Here is an 11,365-nt window from a genome sequence, read left to right on the forward strand (position 1 = left end):
CAGTTCGGCTTGTGCGTCCCCCCACCCCGACCCTCTCCCCGGGGGGAGAGGGAGGATTGGGCGGGTGAGGGCAATACTGTTCAGCCGCCCACCACCTGACCGCCCTCGATCTTCTGGTCGCCCTTCAGGCCGATGGGCTGCTTGGCGAGGTAGTCGTTCGGCTTGTGGCCGTCATAGGGAATGCCGTCGATGAAGCCGTTGTCGACCGGCTTGTAGCCGTCGCTTTTCCACGGGAAGTCGGCTTCCTTTGATTTGCCTTCCTCGACCAGCAGCTTCGCGGCCTGGAGATAGACGTCCGGCTTGTAGACCTTGCGGGCAGTCTCGTCGTACCAGGCGTCCGGCTTGGCCTCGGCAATCTGGCCCCAGCGGCGCATCTGGGTCAGGTACCAGACGGCGTCGGAATAGAAGGGGTAGGTCGCGTTGTAGCGGAAGAAGACGTTAAAGTCGGGAACGTCGCGCTTGTCGCCCTTCTCGTACTCGAAGGTGCCGGTCATCGAGTTGGCGATGACCGTGGCGTCGGCGCCGACATATTCGGACTTGGCGAGGATCTTCACCGCTTCGGCGCGGTTGGCGTTGTTGTTCTCGTCCAGCCACTGGGCGGCGCGGATCAGGGCCTTGACGACGGCCAGATGGGTCTTGGGGTTCTTCTTCGCCCAGTCGTCGGTGACGCCGAAGACCTTCTCGGGGTTGTTCTTCCAGATCTCGGTGTCGGTGATTACCGGCACGCCGATGCCCTTGACCACCGCCTGCTGGTTCCACGGCTCGCCGACGCTGTAGCCGTAGATGGTGCCGGCCTCCAGCGTCGCCGGCATCTGCGGCGGCGGGGTGACCGACAGCAGCGCGTCGGCGCCGATCTGGCCCGACACGTCGGTCGGGCTGTAGAAGCCGGGGTTGATCCCGCCCGACGCCAGCCAGTAGCGCAGCTCGTAATTGTGGGTCGAGACCGGGAAGACCATGCCCATGTTGAAAGGCTTGCCTTCGGCCTTGTACTGGGCGATCACCGGCTTCAGCGCGTCGGCCTTGATCGGGTGGAGCGGCTTGCCGTCGGCGCCGTTGGGCACGTTGGCCTTCATCTTCCGCCAGACGTCGTTCGACAGCGTGATGCCGTTGCCGTTCAGGTCCATCGAGAAGGCGGTGACGATGTGCGCCTTGGTGCCGAAGCCGATGGTGGCGCCCAGCGGCTGGCCGGCCAGCATGTGGGCGCCGTCCAGTTCGCCGGAGATCACGCGGTCGAGCAGAACCTTCCAGTTCGCCTGCGGCTCCAGCGTGACGGACAGGCCCTCATCCTCGAAGAAGCCCTTCTCGACGGCGATGGCGAGCGGCGCCATGTCGGTCAGCTTGATGAAGCCGAGCTTCAGCTGTTCCTTTTCGACGTCGAGCGGGGCGGCGATGGCAGAGACGCCTGCGGTCAGGGCGACGGCCGCAGCAGCGGATGCGAGAAGGTGGCGGAGGGTGCAGGAGGCGGTGCGGGAGATTTGGGCCACGTCGGTTGCTCCATCTCTGAAATCCGGACCAGCGGTCGGGCATGCGACACCGGTGACGATTTTCTGGGCAAGTCCCGGACTGGCTGTTTTTCGGGCAGATGGCTGTAGAGGTGCCTTGGCCGTCGAAAGCGTCCAGCGGGATCGACCGGAAAAGCCTTATGGAAAGGCTTGTCGATGGGGTCGGCAACACTGCCGGGGGCTGGCCCATCATTGGACGCTTGGGATGTACGCACCGTCGTTGGCGCGTCTTTGGCCCCCTCTTCGCAAGCCTCATGCCAAAGGATGGCTTTTGCTGAAAAATCGGCCGGAGCGGTTGAATCCGTTGGCTATGACCCGGCGGAAGGTATGAGCCGCCTGTCAAGGGTATTGGGTCGTCTGCCGTTTTTTGCGGCGCACACAAAGCTGGATGGCGATGCTTTGTGCAATACCTAAGCATGATCCAAAAATAGGCACCTAGGTATCGGGCGGGGTGAGGCAGGCGAGGCCGCGGAATCCCTGGAGTTTTGCCGTTAGCAGTCGGTCACGCAGCGATTGGCACGCGGATTGCGAAGGGGATGCCGAGACAACAGCGGGCGCCAGCAACGTCGCCAGTGCCCGCGACACCGCCGAAGCCCACGCGACGACGCGCGGGTTTGGCTCTGGTTCGACGACGAACCGCCCGGACAACGGCGTCCGAACAGGTCTGCTCCCGCCTTCGCGAACCATTCGCCAAGCAGGGATTCAGGCCCGTTCGGACGCCTTTCTTTTTGGCCCCGTGCCTGACTTCGCAGCAGGCCGGACACGATAGACGAGGCAGACGCGCCATGGACATGCATCTCTCATCGAACAACGGGCCCGCCGTCGAATCCAACGAAGCAGAACTGCACAGCGTCGGCCCGGTCAGGGAACGGCTGGTGGTGGTCGGCAATGGCATGGCCGGCATGAAGACGGTTGAGGAGCTGCTGGCCAAGGCGCCCGGCCGCTTCGACATCACCGTCTTCGGGGCCGAGCCGCATCCCAACTACAACCGCATCATGCTGTCGCCGGTGCTGGCGGGGGAGAAGACCTTCGACCAGATCGTGCTGAACAGCCGCGAGTGGTACGACGCCAACGGCATCACCCTGCTGACCGGCGAGCCGGTGGAGGGCATCGACCGCGAGGCCAAGACCGTCGTCTCGCAGTCCGGCCGTGTCGTTCCCTATGACCGGCTGCTGATCGCCACAGGATCCATGCCCTTCATCATCCCGGTGCCGGGATCGACCCTGCCGGGCGTCATCGGCTTCCGCGATCTGGCCGACGTCGACGCCATGCTGGCGGCGGCGGCGAAGGGCGGGCGGGCCGTGGTGATCGGCGGCGGCCTGCTCGGGCTGGAGGCTGCCAACGGCCTGCGGGTCAAGGGGATGGAGGTCACCGTCGTCCATCTGATGCCGACGCTGATGGAGCGCCAGCTCGACCCGTCGGCCGGCATGCTGCTGCAGCGCGAACTGGAGCGCCGCGGCATCGAAGTGCTGACCGGCGCCGACACGGCGGAAATCGTTGGAAGTAATCCGGGGGGCGACGACTGGGTCAGCGCGGTGCGGCTGCGGGATGGGCGCGAGCTGCCGGCCGACATCGTCGTCATGGCGGTGGGCATCCGTCCCAACATGGCGCTGGGCAAGGCCGCCGGGTTGGAGTGCGGGCGCGGCATCCGCGTCGATGACCGGATGCGCACCAGCGACCCGTCGATCTACGCGGTCGGCGAATGCGTCGAGCATCGTGGCGTCACCTGGGGCCTCGTCGCTCCGCTGTTCGAGATGGCGAAGGTGCTGGCCCATGACCTCGCCGGTCGGGAGGATGCCGCCTACACCGGCTCCGTCACCTCGACCAAGCTGAAGGTCACCGGTGTCGATGTGTTCTCCGCCGGCGATTTCTCGGGCGGGGCGGGGACCGAGGACATCGTGTTCCGCGATGCGGCGCGCGGCGTCTACAAGCGGCTGGTGCTGAAGGACGGCAAGCTGCTGGGCGCCGTGCTGTATGGCGACACCAAGGACGGCGCCTGGTACTTCTCGCTGCTGAAGGACGGCGCCGATATCTCGGCCGAGCGCGACACCATGATCTTCGGGCAAGGGTTCGGCAGCGGCGATGCCGGCGACCCGAACGCCGCCATCGCGGCACTGCCCGACTCTGCCGAGATCTGCGGCTGCAACGGCGTGTGCAAGGGCACCATCGTCAAGGCGATCACCGAGAAGGGCCTGACCAGCCTGGACGAGGTGAAGGCCCACACCAAGGCGTCGGCTTCCTGCGGCGGCTGCGCCGGCACGGTGGAGCGGCTGCTGGCGGTGACGCTGGGCGACGGCTTCACGGCGGCGCCCAAGGTCAAGCCGATGTGCAAATGCACCCACCACACCCATGATCAGGTGCGGGCGGCCATCGTCGAGCGTGGTCTGAAGACCATGCCCGAGCTGTTCCAGGCGATGGAATGGACGACACCCGACGGCTGCGCCTCCTGCCGGCCGGCGCTGAACTACTATCTGCTGTGCGCTTGGCCGGGCGAGTACCGGGACGACTACCAGTCGCGCTACATCAACGAGCGCGCCCACGCCAACATCCAGAAGGACGGCACCTATTCGGTCGTGCCGCGCATGTGGGGCGGCCTGACCAATGCCGCCGAGCTGCGCGCCATCGCCGACGTGGTCGACAAGTTCGCCATCCCCACCGTGAAGGTCACCGGCGGCCAGCGCATCGACCTGTTCGGCGTGAAGAAGGAGGATCTGCCGGCGGTCTGGGCCGACCTGAATGCCGCCGGGATGGTGTCGGGACACGCCTATGCCAAGGGGCTGCGCACGGTGAAGACCTGCGTCGGTTCGGAATGGTGCCGCTTCGGCACGCAGGACTCGACGGGGCTGGGCGTCAAGCTGGAGCGGCTGACCTGGGGCACCTGGACCCCGCACAAGGTCAAGCTGGCGGTGTCCGGCTGCCCGCGCAACTGTGCCGAGGCGACCATCAAGGATTTGGGCGTCGTCTGCATCGACAGCGGATACGAGCTGCATGTCGGCGGCAATGGCGGCCTGCATGTCCGCGCCTGCGACCTGATGGTCCGCGTGGGCACGGAGGAGGAGGTGCTGGAATACACCGGTGCCTTCATGCAGCTCTACCGCGAGGAGGCCCGCTATCTGGAGCGGACCGCGCCGTGGGTGGAGCGTGTGGGCCTCGACCACATCAAGGCGGCGCTGGTCGAGGATCCGGAGCGGCGCCGGGCGTTGAACGCGCGCTTCCTGTTCTCGCAGACCTTCTCGCAGGACGACCCGTGGGCGGAACGCGCCGCCAAGGGCGTCGACCGTCACGAATTCAATCTGCTCGCCGAAGTGGGGTAACGGATCATGGACAGCATCATCGTGGAAAACGCCGTCTCCGAGCCCACCATCTCGGAAACCGTCTGGACCCAGGTTGGCAGCATCGACGACATCCCCGTGCTGGGCTCGCGCGTCGTCCGCACCCCCGGCGGCGACATCGCCCTGTTCCGCACGGCGGCCGACGAGGTCTTCGCCCTGGAGGATGCCTGCCCGCACAAGCAGGGGCCGCTGTCCCAGGGCATCGTCCACGGCCGCCGCGTCACCTGCCCGCTGCACAACTGGGTGATCGAGCTGGCGACCGGCGAGGCCGTCGCACCCGACGAAGGCCGCACCGGCCATGTTCCGGTGCGGGTCGAGGGGCGCAGCGTCGCCATCGCGCTCGGTGAGGCCAAGCTGTCGCGCGGCGGTTGCCGCAAGGCCTGCGGCCATGTTTGACGGGCCTGACCCAAGCGGGGGGCCGTCCTCCGGGCCGAAACGGGAGGTGAAGACCACCTGTCCCTATTGCGGGGTCGGGTGCGGGGTGATCGCGACGGTGGCAGCGACTGGTGCCGTGACCGTTCGCGGCGATGCCGACCACCCGGCGAACCGGGGACGGCTCTGCTCCAAGGGATCGGCGCTGGCCGACACGCTGGTGCCGGACGGGCGGCTGCTCCATCCCGAAGTCGACGGGCAGCGCGTGTCATGGGACGAGGCGCTGGACGAGGTCGCCCGGCGCTTTTCCGACACCATCGCCAAGCATGGGCCGGATTCGGTCGCCTTCTACGTCTCCGGCCAACTGCTGACCGAGGATTACTACGTCGCCAACAAGCTGATGAAAGGATTCATCGGCTCGGCGAACATCGACACCAATTCGCGGCTGTGCATGGCCTCATCGGTGGTCGGGCACAAGCGGGGCCTGGGCGCCGATGCGGTGCCGGGGAGCTACGAGGATTTCGAGTGCGCCGATCTGGTGGTGCTGGTGGGGTCGAACCTCGCCTGGTGCCATCCGGTGCTGAACCAGCGGCTGCTGGCGGCGCGGGCCGAGCGCGGCACGCGGATCGTCGTCGTCGATCCGCGGCGCACCGATTGCGTCGATGCCGCCGACCGCCATCTGGCGCTGAAGGCCGGCACCGATGCGCTGCTGTTCAACGGTCTGCTGGCTTATCTGGACAGCCGCGGCCATCGCGATGCCGGCTTCGTCGCCGCCCATGCCGAGGGGGTCGAGGAGGCGCTGGCCGCCGCCCGCGCCGATGCGCCGGATGTGGCGACGGTGGCCCGCCGCTGCGGGCTGGAGGAGGCGGAGGTCGCCGCCTTCTATGCCGAGTTCGCCGCGACGGACCGGGTGGTGACGGTCTATTCGCAGGGCGTGAACCAGTCCTCCCAGGGCAGCGACACCGTCAACGCCATCCTGAACCTGCATTTCCTGACCGGGCGCATCGGCCGGCCCGGCTGCGGCCCCTTCTCCGTCACCGGGCAGCCGAACGCCATGGGCGGGCGCGAGGTCGGCGGGTTGGCGAACCAGCTCGCCGCCCATATGGGCTTCACGGCGGAAGAGGTGGACCGGGTCGGCCGTTTCTGGAACACACCGCGCGTGACGGCCAAACCCGGATTGAAGGCGGTCGACCTGTTCCGCGCCATCGAGGCCGGGACGGTCAAGGCGGTGTGGATCATGGCGACAAATCCCGCCGTCAGCATGCCCGACGCCGGCCGGGTGCGGCGGGCGCTGGAGCGCTGCGAGACGGTGGTGGTCTCCGACTGCATCCGTGACACCGATACCGGCCGCTTCGCCCATATCCGCCTGCCGGCCAGGGGCTGGAGCGAGAAGGACGGCACCGTCACCAACTCCGACCGCACCATCTCGCGCCAGCGGGCCTTCAAGGCGGAGGCGGGGGAGGCACGGGCCGACTGGTGGATCGTCACCCAGGTTGCCCGGCGGATGGGTTTCGCCGAGGCTTTTCCCTATGAGAGCGCCGCCGAGCTGTTCCGCGAGCATGCCGCGCTGTCGGCGTTCGAGAATGGCGGAACACGGGCCTTCGACATCGGCGCGTTGAGCGGGCTGGACGATGCCGGCTACGACGCGCTGTCGCCCTTCCCCTGGCCCTGGCGGGCGGGGGGCGAGCCGCAGAAGCGGCTGTTCGGCGACGGCCGGTTCTTCACCGCGGACGGGCGCGCCCGGATGCTGGCGGTCACGGCGAAGCCGCTGCCGCGCAGTGTGCCGGACGGCGCCCTGCTGCTGAACACGGGCCGGCTGCGCGACCAGTGGCACACCATGACCCGCACCGGCCTGTCGGCCCGGCTGTCCGCCCATGCGCCGGAACCGCGGCTGGACGTCAGTCCGGCCGACGCGCTGGCGCGGGGGCTGGCGGATGGCGGGCTGGCTCGCATCACGACGGCGGCCGGGGAGGCACTGGCCCGCGTCCGCGTCACCGATGCCCAGGGCGAAGGCACGGTCTTCCTGCCGATGCACTGGACCGAGCGCTTCACCGGTGCCTGCGTCATCGGCCGGCTGGTCGATGACGAGGCGGTGGACCCGCTCTCCGGCCAGCCCGACCTGAAGCGGATGCCGGCGACGGTCCTGCCCTGGCGGCCGGACTGGACCGCCTTCCTGCTGGTCCGCCATGCCGTGGAGCCCGGGCATGGCGGTTATTGGGCGCGCCGCGCGGTGGCGGGCGGGCATCTTGTCGAGATGGCGGGGGCGGGGGCGATTCCGGCGGTGGAATCCTGGCTGCCCGGCCTCGATCCGGCCGAGGCGGTGGTCGAGTTCCGCGACGAGGCGCGTGGCGGCCTGCGCATGGCCTGGATGAAGGGCGACCGGCTGGAGGCCTGCCTGTTCGTCGCCGCCGACGGGCGTCTGCCGCCGCGCGGCTGGCTCGCCGGGCTGCTGGAGACGGACAGTCTGGAGGACGGCGCGCGGGCCGGGCTGCTTGCCGGCCGGGCGCCGGGGGCGCTGGCGGATGAGGGGCGGATCGTCTGCGCCTGCTTCAGCGTCGGCATCAACCGGCTGGTGGGTACCATCCGCGACCGCCGGCTGACCAGCGTGGCGGAGATCGGCGTGGCGTTGAAGGCCGGGACGAATTGTGGTTCCTGCGTTCCCGAACTCAAGGAGGTGCTTCGTCATGCCCACCAGCGCGAAGTGGCTTGATGGTCTTGCGGCGCTGGCGCGCCTCTTGGTCCCGCGGTTCGCGGGTGCCGGCGGCGGTGCTTCGTCCTTTCCCCCTCTCCCCCCCGGGGAGAGGGCCGGGATGAGGGGGATGCACATACTGGATTTTTGGGACAGGGCCGCTGCGCGTCCCCCTCACCCTAACCCTCTCCCCGGGGGGGAGAGGGGAACTTGCTCCGGTTGGCAAAAAGAGTGCGGGCAAGTGACCCTGGTCGGCGCTGGTCCCGGCGACCCGGATCTGCTGACCGTCGCGGCGGTCAAGGCGCTGTCGGCGGCCGAAGTCGTGCTCTACGACGCGCTGGTCGGCGACGGCATCCTCGACCTCTCCCATCCGAAGGCCGAGCGCATCTGCGTCGGCAAGCGGTCCGGCCGGCATTCGCTGCCGCAGGGGGAGATCAACGCGCTGATCGCCTTCCATGCCCGGCGCGGCAAGCGGGTGGTGCGGTTGAAAGGCGGCGACCCGATGGTGTTCGGCCGGGCCGGCGAGGAGATCGAGCATCTCGACAGTGTCGGCATTCCGGTGCGCGTCATCCCCGGCATCACCGCGGCGCTCGGCTGCGCCGCCTCGACCGGGTTGTCGCTGACGAAGCGCGGGGTGTCGCGCGCCGTCACCTTCGTCACCGCCCATGGCCGCGACGGCGAGCGGTTCGAGCCCGATTGGGCGCGGCTGGCCGATCCGCAGGGCACGCTGGCGATCTATATGGGACGCGAGCAGGCCCGTGCGGTCGGCCAGGGGCTGACCGGTGCCGGGCTGCCGGCAGGGACGCCCGTTCTGGCGGCGGAGAATGGCTGCCGGCCCGACGAGCGGCGGTACTGGACGACGCTCGGCCGGATGGCGGAGCAGGGTGTGGCCGCCGGCAAAGGGCCGACCCTGCTGCTCGTGGGGGAGGCGCTACGCCCCCGTCAAAGCGGGGCGGTGGATGCCCTGGCCGGGACGGCGGACCCCATTGACCTCCGCGCGCTCGGCGACCTCGCTCAGGGGTTCGATCACGACTGACATGGTGAAGACGGTGGCGTGCAGCAGGTTCGTCCCGTCCACCATCAGCCCGACATGGCCGGGGAAGAAGACGATGTCGCCGCGCCGATACTCGACGCCGTTGCCGTCCCCCGAGAGCCACTCCCCCAGCCGCTCGTCCTTGCGCTGCATGCCGCTGCTGTGGTGGGAGACCGTCCCGGCCGCCGCCATGGCGGTCAGCACCAGCCCGGAACAGTCGATGCCGAAGCTGCTGCGCCCGCCCCAGACATAAGGCGTCTCCAGAAAGCGCAGGGCGGTGGCGATGTGGTCGGTCGCGGGGGCGGCGTCCACCGGCTCCAGCCAGCCCGCGAACAGCCACAGCCCGTCGTCGGTGCCTACCCAGCCGTTTTCGGCCCGGCCGTCCAGCGTCACCAGCGACCCGAAGCTGAGCGTCGCCACCGGCGGCGCCCGGTGCGTCGGGCCGGGGTGCAGGTCGGCGCGCAGAGCCCGCACGCGGTGGGTGGGGGCCACCGGCTCCCGATGCGCGGTGCCGGGGGGCAGCCAGCCGACATGGCCGTCGAAGGCGTTCTCCGCCCGCAGCCAGCCGTCACGCTCCTCCAGAATGCGGAAGCGCTCGCCGCGGATCATCTCGCTGGTCTGGGCGATGCCGTTCTGCGGCTCCTCCAGCAGGACGGCGTGCGGGGCGGTCAGTTGGCGCAGGGTCATGAGTGCGGGCCGGATTTGGGGAAACCGGCTGCGACCTTAGCGCCGCCGCCCCCGTGGTGCGAGGGATAAAGCATCTCCGTCATTTCAACGGGATTTCCGTCATTTCGCCGGAAAACTCAAGCGCCACCGGCGCATTGCCCGGTTCTGCCCGGCCGCATCCGCCGACATGTTTCGTGTGCGGGCCAAACCATCGGCGCAGCCCGCCAATACACACGGCTGAACAAAGGAGCGGGAGAGATGGCAACGATGAAGGTTTTGGTTCTGGGTGCCGGCAAGATCGGCTCGATGATCGGCACGCTGTTGTCCGAGACCGGCGATTTCGCCGTCACCATCGGCGACCGGGACGAGGCGCTGCTCTACCGCGCCGAACATGCCGGGCTGCGGGTGACGCGCGTCGATGTCGAGGATCAGGATTCGCTGCGCGCCGCCATGGAAGGCCAGCAGGCGGTGCTGAGCGCCTGTCCCTTCACCCTGACCCCCGCCATCGCCACCGCCGCCGTTGCGGCCGGCGCCCATTACCTGGACCTGACCGAGGATGTCGCCGCCACCCGCAAGGTGAAGATGCTGGCGGAGACCGCCAGCACGGCGCTGATCCCGCAATGCGGTCTGGCGCCGGGCTTCATCTCCATCGTCGGCCATGACCTTGCCCGCCGCTTCGACGAGCTGCACAATTTGCATCTCCGGGTCGGCGCCCTGCCGCAATACCCGACCAACGCCCTGAAATACAATCTGACCTGGAGCACCGACGGGCTGATCAACGAATACTGCAACCCGTGCGAGGCCATCGTCGACGGTCGCCCGCACGAGGTGATGCCGTTGGAGGGCGACGAGCGCTTCGCGCTGGACGGTGTCGATTACGAGGCCTTCAACACCTCGGGCGGTCTGGGCTCGCTGTGTGAGACGCTGGCCGGTAAGGTGCGGAACCTCGACTACAAGACCGTGCGCTACCCCGGCCACCGCGACATCGTCCGCCTGCTGATCCGCGACCTGCGGCTGGGCGAACGGCGCCACCTGCTGAAGGACGTGCTGGAAACCGCGGTGCCGCTGACCCTGCAGGACGTGGTTCTGGTGCTGGCGACCGCCACCGGCATGCAGGACGGCGAACTGCGGCAGGAGACCTTCGCCACCAAGATCTACAGCAAGCCCATCGCCGGCCGCACTTGGAGCGCCATCCAGGTCACCACCGCCGCCGGCATCTGCGCCGTGCTGGATCTGCTGCGCGAGGGCTCCATCCCGCAGGCCGGCTTCATCCGGCAGGAACAGGTGCCGCTGGACGCCTTCCTGAACAACCGCTTCGGGCGGCATTACAAGGGGTAAGGCGATAAGGCGGGGCCATCCCAGGAATTCCGAGCCCGTTTTCCCCTTGGTTTGGAAACCGTGGGTGAGCTTGGGGCGGCCTCCCTTCCTTGAAGTCCGAACGGTTGCTCGGGTTTGGGCCCGCACCAAGGCAGGAACCAAGGATGTCGACCATTGCCGTCACCGCAGGGATCGACTGCGGCAAATCCCGTCTGGATGTTGCGCTTTTGGAGCGGAAGACAAGCTCCACCTCGTCAACACTGCCGATGGGCATTGTGAGCTGCTTGCCCGGCTGATCAGCCACGGCGTCTCGCATGTCGGGATGGAAGCCGAGCGAGAGCAGTGCAAAGCCCGATGTGTCAGGCTTTGGGCGCGATGGCACGGATCTCGGCCGTTCGGGCGTTCGCCCCAGCATCCCGTCAAATCTTCCGAAGAAGACCCGAAAATCGACGAA

The 11,365-nt window shown here is 68.3% G+C and carries 8 protein-coding genes; 6 read left to right on the plus strand and 2 right to left on the minus strand.

Going from position 1 to position 11,365, the window contains the following annotated elements:
* Nucleotides 1–80 precede the first annotated feature (80 nt).
* On the minus strand, nucleotides 81–1,484 hold the full coding sequence (locus tag ABNQ38_RS12605; protein WP_377807712.1) for a CmpA/NrtA family ABC transporter substrate-binding protein: 1,404 nt from the start codon (nucleotides 1,482–1,484) through the stop codon (nucleotides 81–83).
* Nucleotides 1,485–2,287: 803 nt separating this feature from the next.
* Here ABNQ38_RS12605 and nirB point away from each other — a divergent pair.
* From nirB to cobA, 4 genes are all read left to right on the plus strand, one after another.
* Nucleotides 2,288–4,816: a nitrite reductase large subunit NirB gene (nirB, locus tag ABNQ38_RS12610; protein WP_377807713.1), complete on the plus strand. Its 2,529-nt coding sequence runs from the start codon at nucleotides 2,288–2,290 to the stop codon at nucleotides 4,814–4,816.
* Between the two features lie 6 nt (nucleotides 4,817–4,822).
* Nucleotides 4,823–5,230: a nitrite reductase small subunit NirD gene (nirD, locus tag ABNQ38_RS12615; RefSeq protein WP_377807714.1), complete on the plus strand. Its 408-nt coding sequence runs from the start codon at nucleotides 4,823–4,825 to the stop codon at nucleotides 5,228–5,230.
* Complete coding sequence (locus tag ABNQ38_RS12620) at nucleotides 5,223–7,916, plus strand: molybdopterin-dependent oxidoreductase (RefSeq protein ID WP_377807715.1); 2,694 nt, start codon at nucleotides 5,223–5,225, stop codon at nucleotides 7,914–7,916. Before nirD ends, ABNQ38_RS12620 begins: the two co-directional genes overlap by 8 nt.
* Nucleotides 7,917–8,136: 220 nt before the next feature.
* Nucleotides 8,137–8,931: a uroporphyrinogen-III C-methyltransferase gene (cobA, locus tag ABNQ38_RS12625; protein WP_377807717.1), complete on the plus strand. Its 795-nt coding sequence runs from the start codon at nucleotides 8,137–8,139 to the stop codon at nucleotides 8,929–8,931.
* Here the strand turns inward: cobA and ABNQ38_RS12630 are convergent.
* On the minus strand, nucleotides 8,827–9,615 hold the full coding sequence (locus ABNQ38_RS12630) for an NlpC/P60 family protein (protein ID WP_377807718.1): 789 nt from the start codon (nucleotides 9,613–9,615) through the stop codon (nucleotides 8,827–8,829). The genes cobA and ABNQ38_RS12630 overlap by 105 nt on opposite strands.
* A 237-nt stretch (nucleotides 9,616–9,852) precedes the next feature.
* Here ABNQ38_RS12630 and ABNQ38_RS12635 point away from each other — a divergent pair, with 237 nt between their 5' ends.
* Nucleotides 9,853–10,932, plus strand: coding sequence for a saccharopine dehydrogenase family protein (locus tag ABNQ38_RS12635; protein ID WP_377807719.1), 1,080 nt, complete (start codon nucleotides 9,853–9,855; stop codon nucleotides 10,930–10,932).
* Between the two features lie 143 nt (nucleotides 10,933–11,075).
* A complete protein-coding gene (locus tag ABNQ38_RS12640) occupies nucleotides 11,076–11,207 on the plus strand; it encodes a hypothetical protein (protein ID WP_377807721.1) in 132 nt (43 codons plus the stop codon).
* The last annotated feature ends 158 nt before the right edge of the window (nucleotides 11,208–11,365 follow it).

Origin of the sequence: Azospirillum sp. A29, from assembly GCF_042604625.1 — a bacterium.
In the GTDB taxonomy this organism is placed as follows: domain Bacteria; phylum Pseudomonadota; class Alphaproteobacteria; order Azospirillales; family Azospirillaceae; genus Azospirillum; species Azospirillum palustre.

What these genes read in the sequence shown, in the direction of transcription:
- ABNQ38_RS12635 (WP_377807719.1), top strand. Translation starts at nt 9,853, where the DNA reads ATGGCAACGATGAAGGTTTTGGTTCTGGGTGCCGGCAAGATCGGCTCG.
- nirB (WP_377807713.1), top strand. Translation starts at nt 2,288, where the DNA reads ATGGACATGCATCTCTCATCGAACAACGGGCCCGCCGTCGAATCCAAC.
- ABNQ38_RS12620 (WP_377807715.1), top strand. Translation starts at nt 5,223, where the DNA reads ATGTTTGACGGGCCTGACCCAAGCGGGGGGCCGTCCTCCGGGCCGAAA.
- ABNQ38_RS12640 (WP_377807721.1), top strand. Translation starts at nt 11,076, where the DNA reads ATGTCGACCATTGCCGTCACCGCAGGGATCGACTGCGGCAAATCCCGT.
- ABNQ38_RS12630 (WP_377807718.1), bottom strand. Translation starts at nt 9,615, where the DNA reads ATGACCCTGCGCCAACTGACCGCCCCGCACGCCGTCCTGCTGGAGGAG.
- nirD (WP_377807714.1), top strand. Translation starts at nt 4,823, where the DNA reads ATGGACAGCATCATCGTGGAAAACGCCGTCTCCGAGCCCACCATCTCG.